Genomic DNA, 24,277 nt, shown 5'->3' with positions numbered 1-24,277 from the left:
GTAACTGCGGTGCAAATGGCCTAGCCGTTGGCGCCGCACTGCGCAATCAGGGAAATGCGAACACAGCCGTCATGCCCGCGCGAAAGCGCCGATGTCAGTCCTGCGCCCGTGCCACACCGTCGATGATCGCCGCGCGCAATCGTTTCTCGAGCGTCTTTTGCTTGCTTTCGGTATAGTATTTCAGCCCGAACATATCCTTGACGTAGAAGGTATCGACCACCTGTTCGCCATAGGTCGCGATCACCGCATTGGCGATATAGACGTTGGATTCAGACAGCGACCGCGTGAGGTCATAGAGCAGGCCGGGGCGGTCGCGGGTATCCACCTCGATAATCGTGTAGATTTCGGAGCCTTCGTTATCAAAGGTGATATGCGTGGGCACCTTGAACACTTTCTCGCGCTTTTTCACCTTGTCGCGGGATTTCAGCGCATCGCGGGCCAGAATTTCACCCTTGAGCGTCTTGGAGATCATCTGCCGCAGCCGTGGCAGGCGCGAGACGTCGTAGGGGTTGCCCTCGGCGTCCTGAATCCAGAACGCATCAGTCACCCAGCCATCCTTGGTGGTATAGCTGCGGGCATCGACGACATTGGCCCCGACCAGCGCCAACGCACCGGCAAGCCGTGCAAAGATGCCCGGGTGGTCAGCCATGACAAAGCAGGCGCGGGTGGCGTCGCGGTCATCGTCAGGGTGCAGGTCAATGCGGATTTCACCGTCCTGGATATCGCGGAGCTGTTCGGCGAATACCACCTGCGATGCCGTATGAAGCCCCTGCCAATAGGGCGGGTAGTGGCGTGCGGTTTCGGCCTGAAGATCCTTGCGCGGCCAATGGGCGAGGGCCGCACGCAGGGCCTTTTTGGCCCCCGCGCCGCGGTTCTCGCGGTTGAGGTCTTCGAGCCCGGTTTCAAGCGCGCGTTTGGTTTGCCGGTAGAGCCCGCGGATCAGCACGGCTTTCCAGTTGTTCCATGTGTTCGGGCCGACGCCGCGGATATCGCAGACGGTCAGCACACACAGCAGATCAAGCCGTTTGACGGTCTGCACAGCCTTGGCAAAGTCCCGCACGGTGCGCGGATCGGAAATATCGCGTTTTTGCGCCATATCCGACATCAGCAGGTGGTAGCGGACCAGCCATTCGACCGTGTCGACCTCGGCCTTGTTCAGGCCCAGACGGGGCGCGATCTTGCGGGCCATTTGGGCCCCGAGGATCGAATGGTCTTCGGGGCGGCCCTTGGCGATATCATGCAGCAATAGAGCCACATATAGCACCTTGCGGTTCACCCCACGTTGCAGGATCGACGAGGCGACGGGCAGGTCTTCTTCCAGCTCGCCCTTCTCGATCAGGGCAAGGTTTGTGATACACTGGATCGTGTGCTCGTCCACCGTATAGCTGTGATACATGTTGAATTGCATCATCGCCACGATGGGCTCAAACTCGGGGATGAAGGCCGACAGCACGCCCAGTTCGTTCATCCGGCGCAAGCCGCGTTCGGGGTTGCCGTGTTTCAGCATCAGATCAAGGAAGATCCGCCGCGCCTCGGGCGTGTTGCGCATGTCGTCGTCGATCAGGGCGAGGTTCGCTTTGACCAGACGCATCGCATCGGGGTGGATCAACATACCGGTGCGCAATGCCTCTTCGAAGATGCGCAGCAGGTTCAGCTTGTCGCTGATAAACGCTTTGCCATCGGTGACGGCCAGCCGCCCGCCCACGACCTCATAGCCGTCCCGCAGCTTGGGGCGACGGCGAAAGATGCGTTCAAGCAGGGGTTCCGCCTTGACGTGCAAGGCTTCGAGCTTGGTGAGGAAGATGCGCGTCAGCTCGCCCACTTCGGTGGCGTGGCGGAAATAGGCCTGCATGAACACCTCGACCCCGCGGCGGCCCCGCGTGTCGCGGTATCCCATCGCCTCGGCCACGGCGACCTGCATGTCAAAGGTCAACTGTTCGGTCGCGCGTCCTGAAATGAGGTGTAGGTGTCCGCGTACCGCCCAAAGAAAATTCTCGGCCGCGACGAAGGTCTTGAATTCTTCCTCCAGAAACACGCCGCGGTCGACAAGATCGGCGGCATGTTCGACGCTGTAGATATGTTTGGCGATCCAGAACAACGATTGCAGATCGCGCAAGCCGCCCTTGGCCTCTTTGACATTGGGTTCCACAACATACCGTAGACCCTGCTTGCGGTGCCGCGCGTCGCGTTCCTCCAGCTTGGCTTCGATAAAGCTGCGACCGGTGCCTGCAAAAAGATCGGTCTTGAGCGTTTCATCCAGATCCTGCGCCAACGCCACATCGGCGGCGATAAAGCGGTGCTCCAGCAGGGCTGTCTGGATCGTAAAATCCTCGCGGCCAAGGGTCACGCAGTCGCGGATGGTGCGGGTGGAATGGCCGACCTTTAACTTGAGATCCCATAGCATGTACAGCATGGATTCGATCAGGTTTTCAGTGCGCTGGCTGGGCGTTTGGGGGATGAGGAACAGTAGGTCCACATCGGAATAGGGGGCCATCTCTCCGCGGCCATACCCGCCGACGCCGATCACGGCGAGCCGGTCGTTCGGGCCAAGCGTGTCAATCGGGTGGAGCCGTTGTCCGGCGATCTGCAGGGTCGTGCGGACAAGCTGATCGGTGAGGTAGCAATAGGCCGATGTCATGGGGCGCGCGTTGAACGGTGACGCTGCAAAGGCGCGGGCGATTTCGGCGCGCCCGGTCTTTTGCGCGTCTTGCAGAACGGCGACAGCGGCGGCCTGAATCTCTGCCGGATCGGTCAAACCGTCCAGGACGTCCTTGAGCGCGGCGGAAACAGCCGCTTCGTCAAAGATGCGTTTGGGGGTGCTGATCAGGTGACGCGCGGTGGCCTCACCTGATTCTGCTGGTGCAACAAGGGGTTTCACAAAAGGGGGTCCCTTAGAAACCGGCCCCGCCAAAGGCTTGGGGGGCAGGGCTGATGATGACGACCTGCTGGTTGCGGATCGTGGCAATGGCAAGGCCGCGTTCGGCGGTGCCGTCCGCCTTGAGGCGGAAGACGCCGCTCGCCCCGCGGAAGCCCGCGCCTTGGGTCAGACGTGCCGCGGACAACGCGTCGGATTTGCCGGATTTCGCCAAGGCACCCACGGCTGCGATCCCGTCAAAGGCCAGACCGGCAATCGGGCCGGGTGTGTCGCCATAGGCTGCGGCATAGCGCTGCGAAAATGCGGTCGTCGCGCCGGGGTCGGGCAGGGCGAACCAGCCACCTTGCACGCCGGGCAGCGCCAGCGTTTGGGGCGGGATATCCCAGCGGGTCAGACCGATGTACTGCGTGGAGGCACCGCTGATCCCTGCCTCTGGCAGCAGCTGTGCGAAGAGCGGTAGCGCACTGGCCGAGGATGTCGTCAGGAAGATCGCATTCGCCCCGTTGCTTTCTACGGCAGCTTTCACGCGCGGCACGGCCGACATTACGGCCTCTTGGCTCAGCGCGTAATCAACCGTACCGGCAGAGGTCGCCCCGTTTGCGGCAATCGCCTTGAGGATGGCATCGCGGCCCAGCTGGCCGGCCAGATCCTGACCGTGCAGCACGAGGATCTTGTCTTTTCCGTTGCTCTTGGCGTAGCGGACCAATCGGTTGGAGGTGTCGTTAAAGTTCTGACCCAGTACAAAGACGTTGCCGCCCGCGATGCTGGGGTTGTTCGAGAAGGACAGGACATTCACGCCCTGCGCGGCAACCGCGTTACCCGCCGCATTTGCGGCCTCGCCATAAAGCGGCCCCAGAATGATCTGCGCCCCGTCGGTGACGGCCTGCGCCGCCGCGGTGCCGGCAGTGCCAGCATTGCCGCCCGTGCCATAGACCCGCAGGTCAATCTGCACGCCGCCCAGATCGCGGATCGCCAGACGCGCGGCGTTCTCAAGCTCTTGCGCCAGCAAGTTATCTGCCGCCGATCCGCCGCGTGGGATCAGCAAGGCCACCGGAATAGGTTTGCTCGAGTCGACTTTGGGGCCCTTGGACCCGTTCATATTGGTCAGCGCCACAGGTTCACAGGCGGCAAGCGCCAATGCAATCAGTGGCAGGATCAAAAGCCGCAGTGGCTTGCGAAGGATGTTGAAAACAGCGATCATAACGGTGTCACTCCATTGGTGGCAGGTCGGCGGCGATGGCCCCGGGGACATATGCACTGATCATAGAGGGTGCGAAAGGCGGGTCCAGCTTGAATTATCAAAAGATTCCCCTTGCGGCGGGGCTTTACTTTGTCGGGGTGCCGATCGGCTCTGCCCGCGACATAACCTTGCGGGCGCTCGACGTGCTGGCCTCGGCTGATGTGCTGGCGGCGGAAGACACGCGGAGCCTGCGTAAGTTGATGGATATCCACGGGGTGCCTCTCAACGGGCGGCAGATTGTGGCGCTGCACGACCATTCGGGCAGTGGCGTGCAGGACAAGCTTGTCGCCGCGATCCGCGATGGGCAATCCGTCGCCTATGCCTCTGAGGCTGGCATGCCGCTGATCGCGGATCCGGGGTTTGAACTGTCCCGCGGTGTGGGCGAGGCAGGGCTCATGCTGACCTGCGCCCCGGGCCCCTCGGCGGTGCTGACCGCGCTGGCTTTGGCAGGGCTGCCGACGGACGCCTTCTTTTTCGCAGGTTTCCTGCCCAATGCGAAAGGCGCACGGCTCACGGCGCTGCAAAAGTTGAAAGAGGTGCAAGGCACGCTGGCTTTCTACGAATCACCCAAGCGGGTGGGGGCGATGCTGCGCGATGCCGCACAGGCGCTGGGCGGGGAACGTCCGGCGGCTGTCTGTCGCGAGCTGACCAAGAAGTTCGAGGAAATTCAGCGCGGTACCCTGGGTGAGTTGACCGAACACTACAGCGGTAAAGCCCCGAAAGGCGAGATTGTTGTGCTGATCGATCGCGGGCGTTTACCGGCTGTTAGCGAAAGTGATCTAACCTCTGACCTTGCGAACGCATTGGAAACGAATTCGATGCGCGATGCCGTCGATATGGTGGCGCAGGCATATGATGTGCCGCGCCGACAGGTGTATCAGGCGGCATTGGAACTGGGGAAAGAAACCTAAGATGACCGACACATTGACGACATTGGCGAAATCCGTTCAAGGCGCTGTTTCCTATCACGCAGGTCGTGCGGCTGAACTGCAGGTTTCGGATGACTACCGCCGCCGCGGCTTTGATCTGGCACATGAACGGTGGCGCGGTAAGGCGGGCGAAATTGATCTGATCATGCGCGACGGCGACGGGATCGTCTTTGTCGAAGTGAAGAAAAGCAGAAGCCATGACAGCGCCCTGCAGCGCCTGAACCGGAAACAGATGCGCCGTATCTATCGATCCGCCGAAGAATTCATTGGCGGCGAACCCAAAGGCGCGCTGACGGATGTGCGGTTTGACGTGGCTTTGGTCGATCAGACCGGTGCCCTGCGGATCCTTGAAAACGCCTTCGGGCACGACTGACCCATTGCACCCCACGCCCTGCTGCGCCATCTAGAAAGGAACAACAGGGAGACCCCTTATGAAAATCGCCTTTCAGATGGACCCGATCGGGGACGTGAACATCAACGCGGACAGCAGCTTTCGCCTGGCCGAGGAAGCACAGGCGCGCGGGCACGCGCTTTTCTACTACACCCCCGATCACCTTGCCTATCAAGAGGGGCGCATAACCGCACGGGGTCATGATCTGACCGTGCAGCGGGTACAGGGCGATCACGCCACCTTGGGGCCTGAACGCGAGGTTGATCTGGCGGATTTCGACGTTGTCTGGCTGCGGCAGGATCCGCCGTTCGACATGCATTACATCACCTCGACCCATTTGCTGGATCGTCTGAAAAAGACAACGCTGGTGGTGAATGACCCGTTCTGGGTGCGGAACTACCCCGAAAAACTGCTGGTGCTCGATTTCCCGCAGCTGACCCCGCCGACCACAATCGCCCGTGATCTGGACACGATCAAAGCGTTCAAGGCGAAACATAAGGATGTCATCCTCAAGCCGCTATACGGGAACGGGGGCGCGGGTGTCTTCCGTCTGGACACGAATGATCGCAACCTCAGCTCTTTGCACGAACTGTTCACCGGTTTCTCGCGCGAGCCGTTGATCGTACAGAAATTCCTGCCGGCTGTGTCCAAGGGCGATAAACGGGTGATCCTGGTGGATGGCGAAGCCGTCGGGGCCATCAACCGCGTCCCGGCAGAGGGGGAAACCCGGTCGAACATGCACGTGGGCGGCCGCCCTGAGAAGGTCGGCCTGACAGAGCGTGACCTTGAAATTTGCGCCGCCATCGGCCCGTTGCTACGCGAGAAAGGGCAGATTTTCGTCGGCATCGATGTCATTGGCGATTATCTGACAGAGATCAACGTGACCTCTCCCACGGGCATACAAGAACTGGAACGTTTCGACGGCACCAATATCGCGGCTAAGATATGGGAAGCGATCGAACGTAAGCGCGCATGAGCCTTTTGCGCCCTCTGCTGAACGGCTATTTACGTTTGGTAGAGAAGCGCAAGCTGGCGCGCACGCGTGATGTGCATAAGATACGTCGTGATTTCGCGAAAACCGCGCGGCTGCTGTTTCGCGCACCGCGCGGCACCCAGATCACCCGCAGCCGCTTGGTTGGTGCGGGCGAGGTTCTGCGGGTGACCCCTGCGCAGACACGCTCTGATCTGGTGATCTTTTACATTCATGGGGGTGGTTTTGTGTTCGGCAGCCCCGATACCCACGGGGCGATGCTGGGGGCCTTGGCGCAGCGTCTGGGGGCTGTGGCGGTATTGCCCTACTATCGTCTTGCCCCCGAAGCGCCGTTTCCCGCCGCAATCGACGATGTCGCCGCGGCCTATCAGGCGTTGCTCGACAGCGGTGTGTCGGCGCAGAATATCATTGTCGGCGGTGATAGCGCGGGCGGCGCGCTGGCTTTCAATCTGCTTAGCCGGCTTTGTGCAGGCAGTGGCCCCCTGCCGCGCGCGCTTTTTGCCTTTTCACCGCTGACCGATTTTCTGCACGAGGGGGCCAGCTTCCGCGAGAATGCGGCACGAGAGGCCGTGTTGCCCGCCGCGCAGGCCGGTCTTATGGCAGAGATGTATCTGGCCGGTGCAGACCCCCGAGATCCCGATATAAGCCCCTTGCTTGCGAGCTATCCGGGGGCACCGCCAGTCTGGATCACCGTCGGGTCCACAGAGATTTTACGCGATGACGCGCGCCGGATGACAGCGCATTTGCGGGATCAAGGTGTTAGCGCGTCGTTGGAAGAGGAGCATGACCTGCCCCACGTCTGGCCGATATTCCACAATACCCTGCCCGAAGCGCGGGTCACGTTAGACGCATTGGCGCGCTGGATCACGCAACTGCCACCGACGGCAACCGAAAGCTGAGCGCTTCGGCCAGATGCGGTTTGCGCACGTCGCCGGCCCCGTCCAGATCCGCGATGGTGCGCGCCACACGCAATACCCTGTGATACCCACGTGCCGATAGGTGAAACCGCTCTGCCGCGCGGGACAGCAGCTGTCGCGCCTCCGTATCCGGGGCGGCGATCTGTTCCAGCAGGTCCCCTTCGGCATCTGCGTTCAGGGCTGCTGTGGGATGGTCGGCAAAGCGGTCGTGCTGGCGCCGCCGCGCGGCTTGCACCCTTTGGGCGACCTCCGCCGAGCCTTCCGTACTGGGGGGCAGGTCGAGGTCGGTATAGCCCACGGGCGGCACATCTATGCGCAGGTCGAAGCGGTCGCGCAGCGGGCCCGAGACGCGATTCATATAATCCTCTCCGCAAGCGGGGGCCTTGCTGCATGCGCGGGACGGATCGCTGAGGTAGCCGCATTTGCAGGGGTTCGCGGCGGCGACGAGCATGAATTTGCACGGGTATTTCACATGTGCATTGGCGCGGGCGATCATCACCTCGCCCGTCTCAACGGGCTGGCGCAGGGTTTCCAGCACGGTGCGCGGGAATTCGGGGAATTCATCCATGAACAGCACGCCGTTATGGGCAAGGCTGACCTCCCCCGGTTTGGCCAACCGACCGCCGCCAATGATCGCCGCCATAGACGCCGTGTGGTGCGGTTCGCGGAACGGGCGCAGACGAGAGATGCCGCCGTCATTCAGAAGCCCGGCAAGCGAGTGGATCATAGAGGTGCTGAGCGCTTCTTGTGGGGTCAGTGGGGGGAGGATGGAGGGTAAACGCGCCGCCAGCATGGATTTACCCGAGCCGGGCGTGCCGACAAACATCAGGTGATGACGTCCCGCGGCCGCGATTTCCAAGGCGCGTTTAGCGCGTTCCTGACCTTTGACATCACGCAGGTCATGCTGGCTGGGGCTTTGCGAGACTTCGCCCGGTGTGGCAGGCGGCAGCGGGGTTTGGCCGGTATAATGCCGCACCACCGCGCCGAGGCTAGGAGCAGCGATCACCTGCGCATTGCCGACCCAAGCCGCTTCGGCACCAGAGGCAGCGGGACAAAGCAGGCTACGCCCGTTTTCCGCCGCAGCCATCGCCGCGGGCAGCGCGCCGATCACGGGGATCAGGCTCCCGTCCAGCGACAGTTCGCCCAAGGCGACGGTGCTTTGGATGACATCATTCGGCAGGATATCGATCGCCCCCAGCAGGGCCAGCGCGATCGGCAGGTCGAAATGGCTGCCTTCTTTGGGCAGGTCGGCAGGGCTGAGGTTGATCGTGATCCGTTTGCTGGGCAGGGCGATGGCCATCGCACCAAGCGCGGCACGGACCCTTTCGCGCGCTTCTGACACCGCTTTGTCGGGCAGGCCCACGATTGAAAAGGCGGGCATACCGGCAGAGAGCGCGCATTGCACCTCGACGATGCGCGCGTCGATGCCCTGGAATGCGACCGTATATGCCCGTGCGACCATTCTACCCCTGATGCCTTGCGATACCTCAGGGGTAGGGCGGGGGTATTTAATAAGCGTTAACGAACGAGTGAAGCGCGGGATTTGAGTTTAATTGGCAAAATGAAGGTAGGGGCGGGGCCGTCAGACCTGATGGTTGATGGTGCCGATGTCCCACCCCTGCGGGGTGATGTGGATATCCGTGACCGATAGGTTGTCGATCTTATGGGCCATCGCGGCATGGGCATCCACGCCAAGCGCGCGTTGGACCTGTGTCAGGATCACGCCGAAATGCGCCACGGCGATGATGTCTGTGTTCGGATGGGCCTGTGTGATCCGGTCAACGGCGGCGTTGATCCGGCGGGCCGCGTCGTTCCAGCTTTCGCCTTCGGGAGCGGCGATGTCACCCGGGGTGGTCCAATAGGCGCGGCTGAGCTCGGGGTGGCTTTGCGATACATCGCGGGCGTGCATGCCGTCCCACAGCCCGAAATCAAGCTCGCGCAGGTCGCGGTCATGGGGCAGGCGCAGGCGGCTGACAGAGGCCAGCGTATCGGCGGTGGCAGAAGCGCGGATAAGGTCCGAAGATACCATCACGGCAGTCTGCGGCAGATGCGCGTTGAGCCGCCCGAGCTGTGCGACATCGGACAGATCGGCAGGGACATCGCGCCAGCCAACAAAGTTTTTCTCGTGGGTCGGGCCGTGGCGCACCCAATGCCAGTTAGTCATGATCAGCGCGCCTTATTCGCCCAGTGGTTTGCGATTTATTTAGCGTCATTGTCACAAAGTCAAAGCAAGCTGCGCGGAAAAAAGCCGATTCTTTTTCGATTCCGCGTGAACCAACTGGCGGTTTTCCGCGTTTAGATGAAAAGGCGCAGACAGATGTGCCTCAATAGTAGGGATGGACATCATGACGCTGGCGCAATCACGTGAATTTTCTTTGACCCGCACCGCAATGAAGGCAGAGCTTTTAGATGCGGAGACAGAACTGAAGCTTGCCTATGCCTGGCGGGACGAACGCGACGAGGAAGCGCTGCACCGGCTGATCACAGCCTACATGCGTCTAGCTATCTCGATGGCGGGTAAATTCAAGCGCTATGGCGCGTCGATGAATGATCTGATCCAAGAGGCCGGATTGGGTCTTATGAAAGCTGCCGACAAGTTCGACCCCGACCGCGGGGTGCGCTTTTCTACCTATGCCGTCTGGTGGATCAAGGCGAGCATTCAGGACCACGTCATGCGCAACTGGTCGATGGTGCGCACCGGCTCTACGTCCTCTCAGAAATCGCTGTTCTTCAACATGCGCCGCGTACAGGCACGGCTTGAGCGCGAGGCTCAGGCCGCGGGCAAAACGTTGGACAAGCATCAGTTGCGTCAGATGATCTCTACCGAGATTGGCGTGCCGATGCATGACGTCGAGATGATGGAGGGGCGTTTGTCCGGCTCTGACTTCTCGTTGAACGCGACGCAATCCGCAGAGGACGAGGGCCGCGAGTGGATCGACGCGCTGGTGGATGACAGCGCGCAGGCCGCCGAACGTGTCGAGGAAAGCCACGACACGCTGACATTGCGCAGCTGGCTCTTGTCGGCGATGCAGGCCCTGAACGAACGCGAACAATTCATTGTGCGCGAACGCAAGCTGCGCGACCAGCCGCGGACGCTTGAAAGTCTGGGTGCCGAGCTGAGCCTGTCGAAAGAACGCGTGCGCCAGCTGGAGGCCGCGGCCTTTGGCAAGATGCGCAAAACGCTTGAGACACAATCCTCCGAAGTGCGCCACTTCCTGATGTGATCCCCCAGATATGATCCCGCGGTCTGCGCGCACTGCCGCAGGAACAGGCTGGCGGAAAATGAACCGCCCCCCTATGGTCGGGACGAACACCGACGACGGGGGCGATCATGCTGGCTGGCAAACATATTCTGCTGATAATCGGGGGCGGCATTGCCGCTTTCAAATCCCTTGATCTGATCCGTCGCCTGCGCGACCGCGGGGCCACTGTGACGCCCGTGCTGACCCGCGCGGGCGAAGAATTTGTGACGCCTTTGTCCGTTTCAGCGTTGGCGGGGCAGAAGCTGTATCGCGACTTGTTCGATCTGGGCGACGAGGCCGAGATGGGACATATCCAGCTAAGCCGTGTCGCGGATCTGGTTGTGGTGGCCCCTGCCACGGCGGATCTGATGGCCAAGATGGCGAGCGGTGTGGCGAATGATCTGGCCTCTACCCTATTGTTGGCGACAGATACGCCGGTGCTGATTGCGCCGGCGATGAACGTGCGCATGTGGGACCACCCCGCGACGCAGCGCAACCTTGCGACCCTGCGCGGTGATGGCATCCATGTGGTCGGCCCGAATGATGGTGATATGGCCTGCGGGGAATTCGGCCCCGGACGCATGTCTGAACCGCTTGAGATCGTCGCCGCGGTCGAGGCGCAGCTGGCCGATGGTCCGCTAAAGGGGCGGCGTATTCTGGTGACCTCCGGCCCGACGCATGAGCCGATTGACCCTGTCCGCTATATCGCGAACCGGTCCTCGGGCGCGCAGGGCACCGCGATCGCGCGCGCGCTGGCGGCGTTGGGGGCTCAGGTGATCTTTGTCACTGGCCCTGCCGACGTGCCCCCGCCCGACGGGGTAGAGGTGATCCGCGTGCAAACGGCGCAGCAGATGCAGGAGGCGGTAGAGGCCGCCTTGCCCGTCGACGCAGGCGTATTTGCCGCGGCGGTGGCGGACTGGCGCATGGCCAGTGCCAGTGATCGAAAGCTCAAGAAATCGAAAGACGGGCTGCCGGTACTGAGCTTTGCGGAAAATCCCGATATTCTGAAAACCGTCAGCGCGGCGGGGGCGCGGCGGCCCAAGCTGGTTGTGGGCTTTGCTGCCGAGACGAATGACGTCGTCGAAAACGCCACGGCGAAACGGCTGCGCAAAGGCTGCGACTGGATCGTTGCGAATGATGTCTCACCCGCGACAGGCATTATGGGCGGGGCGGAAAATGCTGTGACCCTGATCACGGATGCGGGTGCCGAAAGCTGGCCGCGCATGGGCAAGAATCAGGTGGCACAGCAGTTGGCCGCACGCATTGCGGAAGCGTTGTGCTAGAGTTTTCTTGCCTTCGGCGAGGATTTAGAACCATTTGGAAAGCGCGCGTGCGGTGGAGCGGATGATGAGCGAGATCAAATTCAAACGGGTCAGCGGCAATGATGATCTGCCGCTGCCGTCCTATGCCACTGCCGGGGCGGCGGGCATGGATTTGCGGGCCTTTCTGCCAGACGGGCCGATGGAATTTGTAAAAGGGCAGATCAGTCTGATCTCTATCGGGTTCTCGGTCGAGCTGCCGCGCGGGACGGAGATGCAGATCCGGCCACGGTCGGGCCTGGCGTTGAAGCACGGGTTTCTGATTCCCAATGCGCCCGGCACGGTGGATGAGGATTACCGCGGCGTGGTGATGGTCGGGCTGTACTATGTAGGGGATGCGCCTTTCGTTATCCGGCACGGGGATAGGATCGCGCAGGCTGTTATTGCGCAGGTTCAACAATACGTCTGTGTCGAGGTCGATGCCTTGTCCGATACCACGCGCGGGGACGGTGGATTTGGCTCTACCGGCCTGAAATAGACTGGGATCGTGAAAGGTTCCGCTGTCGTGAAACTTTCATAAAGCTGAAACGAATGTGAATTAATGCCGCCCTAGGTTCCCCGAAAAAAGGGGAACCGAATGCTTCAGCTTCAAGCCGTCACAAAAACATTTGGCGCGAATACAGCCGTTCACGCAGCGAGCTTTTCCGTCGACCGCCCGATGATGATTGGCATCATCGGCAGTTCCGGTGCCGGTAAGTCGACGCTGCTGCGGATGATGAATTGCCTAACCCCTGCCAGTTCGGGCGAGATTCTGGTCAACGGGCGCGACATCACCAAGCTGCGCGGGGCCGAGAAGCGCGACTGGCAATCCCATTGCGCGATGATCTTTCAGCAGTTCAATCTGGTGCCGCGTCTGGATGTGGTGTCGAACGTGCTGCACGGCACGTTGAACCGCCGATCGACATTGGCGACGATGTTCAACCTCTACCCCGAGAACGACATCATCCGCGCCATCGATATTCTGGACCGTCTGGGCATTGCCGAGCACGCTCCCAAACGCGCCGAGGCCCTGTCGGGCGGGCAGCAGCAACGTGTCGCCATCGCGCGCGCGCTGATGCAGGACCCCACGATTATTCTGGCCGATGAACCCATTGCCTCGCTTGATCCGATGAACGCGCAGCTGGTGATGCAGGCGCTGCGGGATATCCACGAACAGGACGGGCGCATGGTGATCGCGAACCTGCACACGCTGGACACCGCGCGTCGCTATTGCGACCGCGTGATCGGCATGCGGCAGGGGCGCATCGTGTTTGACGGCACGCCCGCGCAGCTGACCACCGGTGTGGCGCGCGACATTTACGGGGCGGATGCCAGCTTTTCCGAAGCGACGACATCGACCCAGATCGAAACGCTGCCCGCCCGTCCCGAAACGGTGGCGGCGCAATAACCCCAATTATCTTTTCATCCCCAGCCTCCGATCCTCGGGGGCCTATCTGCAAAAAGAGAGACGACCGATGAACAAACTACTTGCTGCTGCTTTCGCGACGACCGCCCTTGCGACGGGTGCTGTGGCCCAAACCGAAGCCATTTCCGAATTCCGCATCGGTATTCTGGGTGGCGAGAACGCGCAGGACCGGATGAATTCGAACGAATGTATGCGCGCCATGACCGAGGATGCCTTGGGCGTCCCGACCAAACTGTTCGCCCCTGCCGATTATAACGGCGTTATCCAGGGTCTGCTGGGCGGCACGCTGGATATGGCATGGTTGGGTGCTTCGGCCTATGCCGCAGTGTATCTGCAAGACGCTGAAGCGGTCGAGCCTGTGCTAGTGAAAATCAACGTGGACGGGTCCTATGGCTACCACTCCATCGGGTTCGCCCGCGCCGACAGCGGCATCACCAAGCTTGAAGACGTCAAGGGCAAGGTCTTTGGTTTCGGTGACCCGAACTCCACCTCGGGCTATCTGATCCCGTCGATCGAGATCCCCCAGATGGGCGAAGAGATCACCATGGACTCCGGCGCATATTTTGGCGAAGTCAAGTTCACCGGCGGTCACGAGCAGACCATCGTTGCGGTCAACAATGGCGACATCGATGCAGGCGTGACCTGGGCTGATGGTCAGGGCAACTGGGAAGACGGCTACAACTCCGGCGCGCTGCGCAAGGCCGTGGACGCAGGCCTGGTCGATATGAACGATCTGGTGGAAATCTGGCGTTCCAAGCCGATCCCTGAAGGCCCCGTCGTGCTGCGCACCAGCCTGCCTCAGGACGTCAAAGACAAGATGACCGCGCTGGTCGACAACCTGTACGAGAACGACCCCGAGTGCGCCTATGGCGTGGCGGCGGGCGAAAGCCTTGGGTTCGATCCGATCACCCATGACGCCTATGTGTCGATCATCGAAGCCCGCAAGGCAAAATCGAATTGATCCAAGTGATTTAAGCACTGTCGCTGGCTCCGATCCGCATCGGGGCCAGCATTTTTACGTAAGGGCTTCCCATGACCGCGACATCGCAAACCGACCCTGATCTGGCAGGGATTCAGGAAAACTATCTGGCACTGGCCCGATCAAAACGCTGGATGAATCTGGTGCTGCTGATCCTTTTCGTAGCGCTGCTGGTGGGTGGATTTAACACCGCAGGCAACCGCAATGCGGGCGGGTTCTGGGACGGCTTGCCGAATATTCTGGATTTCCCCGCGGATGTGATCGGCGAAGCGATAGAACGCGGGCACCTGCTGCCCGGCTATATGGCGAAATACCTGCCCTCGCTGATAGAGACGGTGAATATCGCCGCCGCCTCGACCCTGCTGGGGGCGATGGTCGGACTGTTCTTGTCGCTGATGGTCACGCGCGGGTTGGCTCCGGTGCCGTGGCTCGTGGGCCCCTTGCGCCGCGTTTTGGATCTGCTGCGCGCCATACCCGAGATTGTCATCGCGCTGGTGCTGATCTTTCTGCTGGGGGGCGGGCCGGTGCCTGCGATGATCGCCATCGCGCTGCATACCATCGGTGCCTTGGGCAAATTGTTCTCGGAGGTGAATGAAAACGCATCGCTCAAACCGGTAGAGGGGCTTGCCTCTGTCGGGGCGGGGTGGAGCCAGCGCATGTGGCTTGGCGTGATCCCGCAGGTGGCCCCGAACTACATCAGCTATGCGCTCCTGCGGTTCGAGATCAACATCCGCGCCTCTGCGATCCTTGGCTTCGTCGGGGCGGGGGGCATCGGCTATGACCTGCGCAACACCATGAGCTGGGGGCAGGGCAAATTCGACGAGGCCGCTGCCATCTTCCTGCTGCTGTTCCTGACGATTGTGATCGTCGACCAGCTTTCTTCTGTTTTCCGTAACCGTCTGACCCACGGCCTGCCGAGCGCAAAGGTGACCCTATGACCGCGACCGCCCTTCACACCCAGACGATGGTCCATTTCTCGCGCAAGCGGATGGCTGCGCTGGCGCTGCCCGTGATCGTTCTGGCCTATTTCGTCTATATCTTCTTTGCCTTCGATATTCCGGGGCTGGGGGATCGGATCAACGTAGGCAATGCCCGCACGCTGGTGGCCGATGCATATAGCTACAAGACCCATGTCACGCAGGACAACCGCGACGGCGCGTTTTCCGTCGCGATCGAAGGCGAGCGTAAGGGCGCATATGAAGCCGGCACGGCCCCCGATTGGGTCACGTTGGGGGATCGCCCTGTCGCGGATCTGGGGGGCGGGCATATCGTGACCTTTGGCCCGCAGGTCAGCTATAACATCCCGGGCTATGGCACGATCGTGGCCGAGCCGGGGCAGCGCGGCGTTCAGGCGACATTCCCGCCCGGCGATGTGCCCGACTATATCAGCGCGTCCAAGAACCGCGTGATGATCAACACCGAGGCAGGGCGGCTGACGATCACCCGCAACCGGACCGAGGTGTTCAAATACGACTACGGGTGGGAGCTGTTCTTCTTCACGCTCGACAGCCCCTATCACGGGGTTGGCCCCGTTGCGCTGATGGGCCGTGCGTTCAGCGGTGAAGCAGGTGCGATCTTTCATGACTTCTGGACCAACCGCATGTGGCGGCACGGTGACGTGGTCTGGGCGCTCTACGAGACTTTGTTGATGGCCTTTCTGGGCACATTCGGGGCGGCGATCATTGCCCTGCCGCTGGGGTTTCTTGCGGCCAAGAACTTTACCCCGCTGCGGTCCTTGCGCTTTGCTGCGCGGCGGATGTTCGATTTCCTGCGCGGTGTCGACGGGCTGATCTGGACCATCGTCTTGTCACGGGCCTTTGGGCCGGGGCCGCTGACCGGTGCGTTGGCGATCCTGCTGACCGATACGGGGTCTTTCGGCAAGATGTTCTCGGAAGCGCTGGAGAATGTGGACGGCAAACAGATCGAAGGCATCGCCTCTACCGGGGCCAAGCCGCTGCAACGCTACCGTTTTGGGGTGATCCCGCAAATCGTGCCCGTGTTGCTCAGCCAGATCCTCTATTTCCTTGAATCCAACACCCGCTCTGCAACGATCATCGGGGCGATCACCGGCGGCGGCATCGGTCTGCTGCTGACGCAGGCGATAGCCACCCAGAAGGACTGGGAAGAGGTGACCTATTATATCGTGCTGATCGTGCTCATGGTCATGGCGATGGACAGTTTCTCGGGCTGGTTGCGCCGCAAGCTGATCAACGGTGACGAGGGCGGTCACTGATGCCGCGCCTGACTGCCGACAGCCCCTTCATCCACCCCGACTGCGAGATCAAAGATGCTACATTCGGAGCCTATACAGAGGTCGGGCGCGGGTCGCGGATCGCCCACAGCCAGCTTGGCGATTACAGCTATTGCGACCGCTACGCCGACATTGCCAACACCACCGTGGGTAAATTCTCGAACATCGCGGCCTATGTGCGGATCGGGGCCACAGACCACCCGATGGAAAAAGCCAGCCTGCACCACTTTCACTACCGCGCGGGCGACTACTTTGACGGCGCGGCTGACGATGACGCTTGGTTCGCTCACCGTCGCAGCCGGCGCGTTACCCTTGGCCATGACACATGGCTTGGCAATGGCGCACAGGTGCGGCCAGAGGTAACGATCGGCCACGGCGCGGTTGTCGCGGGTGGGGCCATCGTGACCAAGGATGTCGCCCCCTATATGATCGTCGCGGGTATTCCAGCGGTGCCGCTGCGGGCGCGGTTCAGCGCGGGCATCGCTGACCGGATGATGGCGTTGGCATGGTGGGACTGGCCCCATGACGCCTTGCACCGCGCGCTGGATAATTTCCGCACGCTGTCAGCCGAGGCGTTTCTGGAGCGCTACGAATAACGCCACGCGATTTCAGGTATCTGCCAGTGTCAGGGTCACCTTGTCCCCCGCAAACCACGTGCGCCCGTATTCCAGGGGTTGCCCCTGATCATCCACATTCAGGTTGATCGTGCGCAAGATCGGCGCGCCCTCGGCCACGCGCAGATGCAGCGCCTGGGTGGCGCTGGCGAGCTTGGCGTTGATGCGGGTTGATGCGCGGGTATAATCCGTCACGCCCCCGAGCCGCAGCGCCGCCGTCACCGATTGCGCCTGTTCAAGATGCGCCAGCATGTCGGGGAAGCGCGCGGCAGAGAAGACGCTGCGAAACAGCGCGATTACCTGACCGTCGGCAAAGGACAGCCCCTCGCAGACCTGCACCTGTGCGTTCTGCGCCAGCGCAAGTGCGTCGCTTTCTTCGGGGCGCGCGGTGCGGGTTTCCAACGTCAGGAACTCTTTGCTTGGCATCCGCCCCTGCGCCGACAGGTTCTGGTGAAACCGCACGCGGCGGCCGATGGGGTAATCGGTGGGGGTCGAGGTCACGAACACCCCCGCACCGCGCCGCGGCAACACCAGCCCTTCGCCCGCCAGCGCTTTGATCGCGTGCCGCACCGTATGCCGGTTCACCCCGAACCGCGCCGCCAGCGCGCTTTCGGTCGGCAGCTTGTCGTCGGGGCCATAGACACCCGCCGCGATGTCGCTGCGCAGGCTATGGGCGATGGCGGTCCAGATCGGGGTGCGTTGGGGCATGTCACAAATATTTCGCAAAAGGAGGGCTTGGCGCTGATCGGTGCCACAGGTAGTATTTGTCTAGTTGTATAGACAACTCGAAAAGGTGTCTAGATGAATATGATGAACTCAGAAATCGACCCTCATGCGCCGCGTAAGGCATGGTTGGGTCTGCTTGCCAAATCCCCCGCCGCCGAGGTCGCGCGCCTTTGGGCCGCCTATGGCACCCACCCCGATCACAGCATTCTGCGCGCGCCGGAAATCGGCGGCGTAATGGTGCGCGGTCGGGCAGGGGCCGTCGGTGCCGCGTTCAACCTTGGCGAAATGTCCGTCACCCGTGCGTCAGTCAAACTGGACTGCGGTACAGTGGGTCACGGCTATGTGCAGGGCCGCAGCAAGGACCACGCGCTGCAGACGGCGCTGATTGACGCGCTGATGCAAACCGACGCGGCGGCGCAGGTAGAGGCCGCGATCCTCGCGCCCCTGCGCAAGGGGCGTGACACGGCCAAGGCCACCCGCGCGGCCAAGGCGGCGGCGACCAAGGTGGATTTCTTTACAATGGTACGAGGGGAAGACTGATGCAGGCCCATGCTTTGGAGGGCGGCTTTACCGACGCCCCGATCGACGCCGCCCGCGCCTTTCGCGGGCTGATGACCGCGATGGCGCGCCCGGGGACGATCTGTGACGTCTCTGGGGCCACACCGCCCGCCCCGCTTGGCGCGGCGGCGGGCACCGCAATCCTGACGCTGTGTGATCCCGATACGCCAATCTATCTCGGCACCGCTTGTGACACTCAGGATGTGCGCGATTGGATCACCTTTCAGACCGGTGCGCCCTTTGTGCCGCCCGCACAGGCGATGTTTGCCGTCGGGGGGTGGGAGGAGCTCCCGCTCTGCGAATTTGCCATCGGCACCGCCGAATATCCCGACCGCTCGGCGACGGTGGTTGTCGAGATGCCAGACCTCACGTCTCTGGGTGCGACCCTAAGCGGGCCGGGCATCAAGGATACCGCCAGCCTGTCGCTGCCGGATACTGCCGCGTTCCAACGAAATGCCGCGCTGTTCCCGCTGGGGCTGGATTTCATTTTCACCTGCGCAAACCGGCTTGCCGCGCTGCCGCGCACGACGAGGGTTCGCTGATGTATGTTGCTGTCAAAGGGGGCGAACGCGCCATCGACAACGCCCATGCTTGGCTGGCCGAGGAACGGCGCGGGGACCGTGATGTGGCGGAACTGGGGGTAGACCAGATTCGCGAGCAGATGACGCTCGCCGTTAATCGGGTGATGGCGGAAGGGTCGCTGTATGATCCCGACCTTGCCGCGCTGGCGATCAAACAATCGCGCGGTGATCTGATAGAGGCGATCTTTCTGATCCGCGCCTACCGTACCACGCTGCCGCGTTTTGGCGGCTCTAACCCAGTGGATACGGCCACCATGGCCTGCGACCGCCGCGTGTCTGCAACGTTCAAGGATGCACCCGGTGGGCAAGTGCTGGGGCCGACATTTGACTACACCCACCGTCTGCTGGACTTCAAACTCGCCGCCGATGGCGAGTTTGGCGAGATGCTGCAAACAGAGCCTAATGCAGGCGAAACGCCGCATATCATGGGGTTCCTTGATCGCGAGGATCTGATCCAGTCGGAACCCGCAGGGGCGGACACACCGGACGATCTGACCCGCAGCCCGCTGGAGCTTCCGGCGAGCCGTGCCCTGCGTTTGCAGGCTCTAACACGGGGGGATGAGGGGTTTATCCTTGGCATGGCCTATTCCACCCAACGGGGCTATGCGCGCAACCACGCCTTTGTGGCAGAGCTGCGCATCGGTGCGGTCGCGGTCGAGATGGAGATCCCCGAGCTCGGCTTTGCCATCGACATCGGCGAGATCACCCTGACCGAATGCGAAACCGTCAACCAGTTCAAAGGCTCGAAAACCGAACCGCCGCAATTCACGCGCGGCTACGGGCTGGTCTTCGGGATGACGGAGCGCAAGGCGATCTCTATGGCGCTGGTCGACCGCGCGTTGCGCTGGAAAGAACTGGGCGAGGATAACCTAGGTGCCCCCGCGCAGGACGAGGAATTCGTGCTGTATCACGCCGACAACATCCAGGCGACGGGGTTTCTGGAGCATATCAAACTGCCTCACTACGTCGACTTCCAATCCGAACTGGAGCTGATCCGCAAACTGCGCCGCGAGGCACAGGCATCAGAGCAGGCCGCGGGACAGGCCGAGGGGGAGGGCCCCTCCGGGGGGAGTTTAAAGGGCAAAATGAAGGAAGGGGTGGCGTCATGAGCGACTATAACTTCGCCTATCTGGACGAGCAGACCAAACGCATGATCCGCCGCGCGATCCTAAAAGGATTGGCGATACCGGGGTATCAGGTGCCTTTTGCCAGCCGCGAGATGCCGATGCCTTATGGCTGGGGCACGGGCGGTGTGCAGGTTTCGGCAGCAGTACTGACGCCCGAGGACCGGTTCAAGGTGATCGATCAGGGGGCCGATGATACGACCAATGCAGTCTCTATCAGGCGGTTTTTCGAGAAAACGGCGGGTGTCGCCGTGACCGAGGCCACCACAGAGGCCAGCGTTATCCAGACCCGTCACCGCATCCCCGAAACACCCCTGCGCGAAGACCAAATCCTTGTCTATCAGGTGCCGATCCCCGAACCCCTGCGGTTTCTTGAACCGTCAGAGGTCGAGACACGCAAGATGCACAGCCTTGAGGAATACGGATTGATGCACGTGAAACTTTACGAAGACATCAGCCAGCACGGCGCGATTGCCACGGCCTATGCCTATCCGGTGAAGGTCGAGGGGCGCTATGTCATGGACCCGTCCCCGATCCCCAAGTTCGATAACCCCAAGCTCGAGATGGCGGGTATCCAACTGTTCGGCGCAGGCCGCGAACAGCGCATCTATGCGGTGCCGCCCTATACGCAGGTGGTCAGTCTGGACTTCGACGATTACCCGTTCGAGCCGACCAAGGCGGATCATGCCTGTGACCTATGCGGCGCGACGGACAGCTATCTGGACGAGCTGATCATGGATGACGCCGGCGGGCGGATGTTCATGTGTTCGGATACGGATTACTGCGGCGCGCGGCGTGCGGCGGGGCATCTGGGGGCGCAGGGCACCCCCTTGGCGGAGGACGCGGCATGACCCCTTTGTTGCAAGTGGAAGGCATCGCCAAGATGTACGGCGCACGGATCGGCTGCACCGACGTGTCGTTTGATCTTTATCCGGGCGAGGTGATGGGCATCGTCGGGGAAAGCGGCTCGGGCAAGTCGACGCTTCTGAACTGTTTGGCAGGGCATTTGCAGCCCGACGCCGGGGCCGTCCGTTTCGACACCCGCGCCGAGGGCTTGCGCGATACGGTTACGATGAGCGAGCCTGAACGCCGCATGTTGTCGCGCACCGACTGGGCCTTTGTGCATCAGCACGCCCGCGACGGGCTGCGCATGAATGTCAGCGCAGGCGGCAATGTGGGCGAGCGGCTGATGGCCGTGAACGCGCGCCATTACGGCGACATCCGCGACAAGGCGATCGACTGGCTGGGCCGCGTCGAGATCAGCGCCGACCGGATTGATGACCGGCCCACGGCGTTCTCTGGCGGTATGCAACAGCGTTTGCAGATCGCGCGCAATCTGGTGACAGGCCCGCGGTTGGTGTTCATGGATGAACCCACCGGCGGTCTGGATGTCAGCGTGCAGGCGCGGTTGCTGGACCTGCTGCGGGGGCTCGTGCGCGAGATGGGGTTGAGCGCCATCATCGTCACCCATGATCTGGCTGTGGTGCGTTTGCTGGCCGACCGGCTGATGGTCATGAAAGACGGCCATGTGATCGAAAGCGGGCTGACCGATCAGGTGCTCGACGATCCGCAGCATGCCTATACGCAGCTTCTTGTTTCCTCTGTCCTACAGGTATGAACCCGATGATTACTGTTGAAAACGTGTCGAAATCCTTTGTGTTGCACAATCAGGGGGCTGCCGAAATCTCTGTTATGGCGGGGGCGTCGCTGTCGGTGGCACAGGGGGAGTGTGTCGCTTTGGTCGGGACCTCAGGCGCAGGTAAATCGACCCTGATGCGGATGATTTACGGCAATTACCTGACCCAGTCGGGGCGCATTATGGTGGGCGATCTGGATATCGTGACCGCGGCACCAAGGCAGGTGATCCAGCTGCGCCGCACCACATTGGGCTATGTCAGCCAGTTCCTGCGGGTTGTGCCACGGGTATCGACGCTGGACGTGGTGGCAGAGCCGCTTATGGCCACCGGATCTGACCGCGCCAGTGCCGTAGCGCAGGCGAAAGCCCTGTTGCAGAGACTGAATATACCCGAACGTCTGTGGCAGCTGAGCCCCACGACCTTCTCGGGCGGCGAGCAGCAGCGCGTCAATATCGCACGCGGTTTTGCCTACCCCTATCCCGCGCTATTGCTGGATGAACCGACCGCCAGCCTTGATCCCGTGAACCGCGCCACCGTGCTAAAGATGATCGCCGAGGCGAAGGCGCGTGGCGCTGCCATCATCGGGATTTTCCACGACCACGCCGCGCGCGACGAAATTTGCGACCGGCAGTTTGACGTGACCCGGTTCACCCCGGGGATGGCCGCATGACGGGGCGCTTCATTGCAGTCGTCGGGCCTTCTGGTGTGGGGAAAGACAGCGTGATGGAGGGGCTGGCCGCGGCGGACCCGTCGCTTTGCCTTGCGCGGCGCGTGATCTCGCGGCCCGCAACCCTTGGCGGAGAAGCGTTCGACGGCGTGTCGGAGCGTGCCTTCAGGAAGGCAGAGGATGACGGTGCGTTTATCCTCAGCTGGCATGCGCATGGCTGGCACTACGGCATCCCGCAGTCCGTCGCGCTAGAGGTGGCGCAGGGGCGCGATGTGCTGGTGAACCTGTCACGGGCCGTCTTGCCACAGGCGCAGGCTCTCTTTGCGCGGTTTTGCGTGATCTTGCTGCGGGCGGATCATGACATCCTCGCCGCCCGTCTGACGGCGCGCAACCGCGAGGATGCCGCCGAGATAGAGCGCCGTCTGGCCCGTGCGGATTTCGCCATGCCCCTCGGTATTCCCCATCAGGTGATCGACAACAGCGGCCCCTTGGCGCAGACCATTGCCACGATACGCCAGCACCTTTCCCAGACAGCCTGCGACGCTGGCCAGTCCAATCAGAAGATGATGCCATGACCCAAGAGACAATTTTCGCCAACGCCCGCCTGATCCTGCGGGATCGCGTCGAGACCGGAACGCTCCGCATCGCAGACGGGGTAATCACCGACATCGATTTCGGCAGCGCCGTGCCCAAAGGCGCGCAGGACATGCAGGGCGACTACATCGCGCCCGGTCTGGTCGAATTGCACACCGATAATCTGGAACGGCATATGTCGCCGCGCCCCAAGGTCGACTGGCCGCACCGCGCGGCCATCCTCGCCCATGACCGTGAACTGGCGGGCACCGGCATCACCACCGTGTTCGATGCGATCCGCGTCGGGTCCATGATCTCGGCCGAGCACCAGTACCAGAGATATGCGCGCGGCATGGTCGATACTATTCTGACGATGCGCGCCGCCGGAGCCCTGCGGATCAGCCACCACATCCACCTGCGGGCCGAGATCTGTTCGGAAACGCTGGCCGAAGAGCTGGCCGAATTCGGCCCAGAGGATCGCGTTGGCATCGTCTCTATGATGGACCACACGCCGGGTCAGCGTCAGTTCCGCGATCTGTCGAAATTCGAGGCGTATGTGCGCGGCAAACACAGCTTTGATGCCGCCGCCTTCCAGCGTCATGTGGACACACTGTACGATGTGCAAAAGCAATATGGCAAAACCCACGAGGCCGCGACCGTTGCGGCAGCCACCCGATATGGCGCAGCGCTTGCCAGCCACGACGATACCACCGCAGAACAGGTCGAGACGAGCCACCGCTACGGCGTCCGGCTTGCCGAGTTTCCCACTACGATCGAGGCGGCGCATAGCTGTCACGCCAATGGGATCGCGACCATCATGGGCGCGCCCAACGTCATTCGCGGGGGGTCGCATTCGGGCAATGTCGCCGCCCTTGATCTGGCGAAGGCGGACCGGCTGGATATCTTGTCGTCCGACTACGTGCCCGCGGGCCTGTTGATCGCGGCATTGCAACTGGGGGATCTGTGGGGGGATCTGGCGCGCGGGCTCGCGACGGTCACCCACGCGCCTGCACAAAGCGTGGGGCTGACGGACCGCGGCACGATCAAGGTCGGCGCACGCGGCGATGTGATCCGTTTTGCGCGGCTCGATGCCTTGCCGATCCTGCGCGAGACATGGGTCGAAGGGCAGCGCGTCTTTTGACCTGATGCAGCGGCGCGACGCTTGAGACGCTCTGGGGGGGCAGGGCGTAGCTTTGGGGTTGGTGTCGGCGGAAAAATGCTTAGGTTGCCGCTTTAGGGTCTGAACACCCGGAAACAA

25 protein-coding genes are annotated in these 24,277 nt (G+C 62.0%); 20 read left to right on the top strand and 5 right to left on the bottom strand.

What is annotated here, in order from left to right:
- Positions 1-94 precede the first annotated feature (94 nt).
- Positions 95-2,878 carry a [protein-PII] uridylyltransferase gene (locus tag B4F27_RS07510; protein WP_286759311.1) on the bottom strand — a complete coding sequence of 928 codons (2,784 nt, stop codon included), beginning with the start codon at positions 2,876-2,878 and terminating at the stop codon, positions 95-97.
- Positions 2,879-2,891: 13 nt separating this feature from the next.
- A complete protein-coding gene (locus B4F27_RS07505; protein WP_286759310.1) occupies positions 2,892-4,076 on the bottom strand; it encodes a penicillin-binding protein activator in 1,185 nt (394 codons plus the stop codon).
- A gap of 89 nt (positions 4,077-4,165) precedes the next feature.
- Between B4F27_RS07505 and rsmI the strand changes: the two genes are divergently transcribed.
- Genes rsmI through B4F27_RS07485 form a run of 4 tightly spaced genes read left to right on the top strand, consistent with a single transcriptional unit; the run spans position 4,166 to position 7,325 of the window.
- Complete coding sequence (gene rsmI, locus B4F27_RS07500; RefSeq protein ID WP_286759309.1) at positions 4,166-5,026, top strand: 16S rRNA (cytidine(1402)-2'-O)-methyltransferase; 861 nt, start codon at positions 4,166-4,168, stop codon at positions 5,024-5,026.
- Position 5,027: 1 nt separating this feature from the next.
- On the top strand, positions 5,028-5,417 hold the full coding sequence (locus B4F27_RS07495; RefSeq protein ID WP_286759308.1) for a YraN family protein: 390 nt from the start codon (positions 5,028-5,030) through the stop codon (positions 5,415-5,417).
- A gap of 58 nt (positions 5,418-5,475) precedes the next feature.
- Positions 5,476-6,411 carry a glutathione synthase gene (gene gshB, locus B4F27_RS07490; RefSeq protein ID WP_037943139.1) on the top strand — a complete coding sequence of 312 codons (936 nt, stop codon included), beginning with the start codon at positions 5,476-5,478 and terminating at the stop codon, positions 6,409-6,411.
- Positions 6,408-7,325: an alpha/beta hydrolase gene (locus B4F27_RS07485; RefSeq protein WP_286759307.1), complete on the top strand. Its 918-nt coding sequence runs from the start codon at positions 6,408-6,410 to the stop codon at positions 7,323-7,325. The genes gshB and B4F27_RS07485 overlap by 4 nt, the downstream gene beginning before the upstream one ends.
- On the opposite strand, the gene B4F27_RS07480 is transcribed toward B4F27_RS07485, so the two are convergent.
- Together B4F27_RS07480 and B4F27_RS07475 are read right to left on the bottom strand one after the other, a co-directional pair.
- Complete coding sequence (locus B4F27_RS07480) at positions 7,291-8,805, bottom strand: YifB family Mg chelatase-like AAA ATPase (RefSeq protein ID WP_286759306.1); 1,515 nt, start codon at positions 8,803-8,805, stop codon at positions 7,291-7,293. The genes B4F27_RS07485 and B4F27_RS07480 overlap by 35 nt on opposite strands.
- Before the next feature lie 120 nt (positions 8,806-8,925).
- Complete coding sequence (locus B4F27_RS07475; RefSeq protein ID WP_286759305.1) at positions 8,926-9,507, bottom strand: histidine phosphatase family protein; 582 nt, start codon at positions 9,505-9,507, stop codon at positions 8,926-8,928.
- 172 nt (positions 9,508-9,679) lie between these two features.
- Between B4F27_RS07475 and B4F27_RS07470 the strand changes: the two genes are divergently transcribed.
- From B4F27_RS07470 to B4F27_RS07435, 8 genes are all read left to right on the top strand, one after another.
- Positions 9,680-10,567, top strand: coding sequence for an RNA polymerase factor sigma-32 (locus B4F27_RS07470; RefSeq protein ID WP_414717691.1), 888 nt, complete (start codon positions 9,680-9,682; stop codon positions 10,565-10,567).
- A gap of 107 nt (positions 10,568-10,674) precedes the next feature.
- On the top strand, positions 10,675-11,868 hold the full coding sequence (gene coaBC, locus B4F27_RS07465) for a bifunctional phosphopantothenoylcysteine decarboxylase/phosphopantothenate--cysteine ligase CoaBC (protein WP_286759303.1): 1,194 nt from the start codon (positions 10,675-10,677) through the stop codon (positions 11,866-11,868).
- Between the two features lie 64 nt (positions 11,869-11,932).
- On the top strand, positions 11,933-12,382 hold the full coding sequence (gene dut, locus B4F27_RS07460) for a dUTP diphosphatase (protein WP_037944894.1): 450 nt from the start codon (positions 11,933-11,935) through the stop codon (positions 12,380-12,382).
- Positions 12,383-12,481: 99 nt separating this feature from the next.
- Positions 12,482-13,291 (top strand): phosphonate ABC transporter ATP-binding protein, encoded by an 810-nt coding sequence (phnC, locus tag B4F27_RS07455; RefSeq protein WP_286759302.1) that lies wholly within the window; start codon positions 12,482-12,484, stop codon positions 13,289-13,291.
- 67 nt (positions 13,292-13,358) lie between these two features.
- Positions 13,359-14,270 (top strand): phosphonate ABC transporter substrate-binding protein, encoded by a 912-nt coding sequence (phnD, locus tag B4F27_RS07450; protein ID WP_286759301.1) that lies wholly within the window; start codon positions 13,359-13,361, stop codon positions 14,268-14,270.
- A gap of 71 nt (positions 14,271-14,341) precedes the next feature.
- Complete coding sequence (gene phnE / locus B4F27_RS07445) at positions 14,342-15,226, top strand: phosphonate ABC transporter, permease protein PhnE (RefSeq protein WP_005851294.1); 885 nt, start codon at positions 14,342-14,344, stop codon at positions 15,224-15,226.
- A complete protein-coding gene (phnE, locus tag B4F27_RS07440; RefSeq protein ID WP_286759300.1) occupies positions 15,223-16,521 on the top strand; it encodes a phosphonate ABC transporter, permease protein PhnE in 1,299 nt (432 codons plus the stop codon). Before phnE (B4F27_RS07445) ends, phnE (B4F27_RS07440) begins: the two co-directional genes overlap by 4 nt.
- Positions 16,521-17,135 (top strand): chloramphenicol acetyltransferase, encoded by a 615-nt coding sequence (locus B4F27_RS07435; protein ID WP_286759299.1) that lies wholly within the window; start codon positions 16,521-16,523, stop codon positions 17,133-17,135. The genes phnE (B4F27_RS07440) and B4F27_RS07435 overlap by 1 nt, the downstream gene beginning before the upstream one ends.
- Positions 17,136-17,147: 12 nt before the next feature.
- Here the strand turns inward: B4F27_RS07435 and phnF are convergent, their stop codons facing one another.
- Entirely contained in the window at positions 17,148-17,861 is a 714-nt protein-coding gene (phnF, locus tag B4F27_RS07430; protein WP_005851300.1) for a phosphonate metabolism transcriptional regulator PhnF, read from the bottom strand.
- A gap of 102 nt (positions 17,862-17,963) precedes the next feature.
- Here phnF and phnG point away from each other — a divergent pair, with 102 nt between their 5' ends.
- Genes phnG through B4F27_RS07390 form a run of 8 tightly spaced genes read left to right on the top strand, consistent with a single transcriptional unit; the run spans position 17,964 to position 24,160 of the window.
- Positions 17,964-18,419 (top strand): phosphonate C-P lyase system protein PhnG, encoded by a 456-nt coding sequence (gene phnG, locus B4F27_RS07425; protein WP_168592813.1) that lies wholly within the window; start codon positions 17,964-17,966, stop codon positions 18,417-18,419.
- Entirely contained in the window at positions 18,419-18,979 is a 561-nt protein-coding gene (phnH, locus tag B4F27_RS07420; RefSeq protein ID WP_286759297.1) for a phosphonate C-P lyase system protein PhnH, read from the top strand. The genes phnG and phnH overlap by 1 nt, the downstream gene beginning before the upstream one ends.
- Positions 18,979-20,127, top strand: coding sequence for a carbon-phosphorus lyase complex subunit PhnI (locus B4F27_RS07415; RefSeq protein WP_286759296.1), 1,149 nt, complete (start codon positions 18,979-18,981; stop codon positions 20,125-20,127). Before phnH ends, B4F27_RS07415 begins: the two co-directional genes overlap by 1 nt.
- Complete coding sequence (locus B4F27_RS07410; RefSeq protein ID WP_009825972.1) at positions 20,124-20,993, top strand: alpha-D-ribose 1-methylphosphonate 5-phosphate C-P-lyase PhnJ; 870 nt, start codon at positions 20,124-20,126, stop codon at positions 20,991-20,993. Before B4F27_RS07415 ends, B4F27_RS07410 begins: the two co-directional genes overlap by 4 nt.
- The gene (gene phnK, locus B4F27_RS07405) at positions 20,990-21,760 is read left to right on the top strand and encodes a phosphonate C-P lyase system protein PhnK (RefSeq protein WP_005851310.1); all 771 of its coding nucleotides are present in this window, start codon (positions 20,990-20,992) and stop codon (positions 21,758-21,760) included. The genes B4F27_RS07410 and phnK overlap by 4 nt, the downstream gene beginning before the upstream one ends.
- A 5-nt stretch (positions 21,761-21,765) precedes the next feature.
- Positions 21,766-22,449, top strand: a complete 684-nt coding sequence (phnL, locus tag B4F27_RS07400; RefSeq protein WP_286759295.1) for a phosphonate C-P lyase system protein PhnL — start codon at positions 21,766-21,768, stop codon at positions 22,447-22,449.
- Positions 22,446-23,021 carry a phosphonate metabolism protein/1,5-bisphosphokinase (PRPP-forming) PhnN gene (phnN, locus tag B4F27_RS07395; protein ID WP_009825974.1) on the top strand — a complete coding sequence of 192 codons (576 nt, stop codon included), beginning with the start codon at positions 22,446-22,448 and terminating at the stop codon, positions 23,019-23,021. Before phnL ends, phnN begins: the two co-directional genes overlap by 4 nt.
- Positions 23,018-24,160 carry an alpha-D-ribose 1-methylphosphonate 5-triphosphate diphosphatase gene (locus B4F27_RS07390; RefSeq protein ID WP_286759294.1) on the top strand — a complete coding sequence of 381 codons (1,143 nt, stop codon included), beginning with the start codon at positions 23,018-23,020 and terminating at the stop codon, positions 24,158-24,160. Before phnN ends, B4F27_RS07390 begins: the two co-directional genes overlap by 4 nt.
- Positions 24,161-24,277: the final 117 nt, after the last annotated feature.

The organism is Sulfitobacter sp. UBA1132 (assembly GCF_002311545.1).
Classification (GTDB): domain Bacteria; phylum Pseudomonadota; class Alphaproteobacteria; order Rhodobacterales; family Rhodobacteraceae; genus Sulfitobacter; species Sulfitobacter pontiacus.
The sequence above is the reverse complement of the archived record's forward strand: the minus strand, read 5'-3'. Positions and strand labels throughout refer to the sequence as shown.

What these genes read in the sequence shown, in the direction of transcription:
- B4F27_RS07505 (WP_286759310.1), bottom strand. Translation starts at nt 4,076, where the DNA reads ATGATCGCTGTTTTCAACATCCTTCGCAAGCCACTGCGGCTTTTGATC.
- B4F27_RS07495 (WP_286759308.1), top strand. Translation starts at nt 5,028, where the DNA reads ATGACCGACACATTGACGACATTGGCGAAATCCGTTCAAGGCGCTGTT.
- gshB (WP_037943139.1), top strand. Translation starts at nt 5,476, where the DNA reads ATGAAAATCGCCTTTCAGATGGACCCGATCGGGGACGTGAACATCAAC.
- B4F27_RS07485 (WP_286759307.1), top strand. Translation starts at nt 6,408, where the DNA reads ATGAGCCTTTTGCGCCCTCTGCTGAACGGCTATTTACGTTTGGTAGAG.
- B4F27_RS07480 (WP_286759306.1), bottom strand. Translation starts at nt 8,805, where the DNA reads ATGGTCGCACGGGCATATACGGTCGCATTCCAGGGCATCGACGCGCGC.
- B4F27_RS07475 (WP_286759305.1), bottom strand. Translation starts at nt 9,507, where the DNA reads ATGACTAACTGGCATTGGGTGCGCCACGGCCCGACCCACGAGAAAAAC.
- B4F27_RS07470 (WP_414717691.1), top strand. Translation starts at nt 9,680, where the DNA reads ATGGACATCATGACGCTGGCGCAATCACGTGAATTTTCTTTGACCCGC.
- coaBC (WP_286759303.1), top strand. Translation starts at nt 10,675, where the DNA reads ATGCTGGCTGGCAAACATATTCTGCTGATAATCGGGGGCGGCATTGCC.
- dut (WP_037944894.1), top strand. Translation starts at nt 11,933, where the DNA reads ATGAGCGAGATCAAATTCAAACGGGTCAGCGGCAATGATGATCTGCCG.
- phnC (WP_286759302.1), top strand. Translation starts at nt 12,482, where the DNA reads ATGCTTCAGCTTCAAGCCGTCACAAAAACATTTGGCGCGAATACAGCC.
- phnD (WP_286759301.1), top strand. Translation starts at nt 13,359, where the DNA reads ATGAACAAACTACTTGCTGCTGCTTTCGCGACGACCGCCCTTGCGACG.
- phnE (WP_005851294.1), top strand. Translation starts at nt 14,342, where the DNA reads ATGACCGCGACATCGCAAACCGACCCTGATCTGGCAGGGATTCAGGAA.
- phnE (WP_286759300.1), top strand. Translation starts at nt 15,223, where the DNA reads ATGACCGCGACCGCCCTTCACACCCAGACGATGGTCCATTTCTCGCGC.
- B4F27_RS07435 (WP_286759299.1), top strand. Translation starts at nt 16,521, where the DNA reads ATGCCGCGCCTGACTGCCGACAGCCCCTTCATCCACCCCGACTGCGAG.
- phnF (WP_005851300.1), bottom strand. Translation starts at nt 17,861, where the DNA reads ATGCCCCAACGCACCCCGATCTGGACCGCCATCGCCCATAGCCTGCGC.
- phnG (WP_168592813.1), top strand. Translation starts at nt 17,964, where the DNA reads ATGAACTCAGAAATCGACCCTCATGCGCCGCGTAAGGCATGGTTGGGT.
- phnH (WP_286759297.1), top strand. Translation starts at nt 18,419, where the DNA reads ATGCAGGCCCATGCTTTGGAGGGCGGCTTTACCGACGCCCCGATCGAC.
- B4F27_RS07415 (WP_286759296.1), top strand. Translation starts at nt 18,979, where the DNA reads ATGTATGTTGCTGTCAAAGGGGGCGAACGCGCCATCGACAACGCCCAT.
- B4F27_RS07410 (WP_009825972.1), top strand. Translation starts at nt 20,124, where the DNA reads ATGAGCGACTATAACTTCGCCTATCTGGACGAGCAGACCAAACGCATG.
- phnK (WP_005851310.1), top strand. Translation starts at nt 20,990, where the DNA reads ATGACCCCTTTGTTGCAAGTGGAAGGCATCGCCAAGATGTACGGCGCA.
- phnL (WP_286759295.1), top strand. Translation starts at nt 21,766, where the DNA reads ATGATTACTGTTGAAAACGTGTCGAAATCCTTTGTGTTGCACAATCAG.
- phnN (WP_009825974.1), top strand. Translation starts at nt 22,446, where the DNA reads ATGACGGGGCGCTTCATTGCAGTCGTCGGGCCTTCTGGTGTGGGGAAA.
- B4F27_RS07390 (WP_286759294.1), top strand. Translation starts at nt 23,018, where the DNA reads ATGACCCAAGAGACAATTTTCGCCAACGCCCGCCTGATCCTGCGGGAT.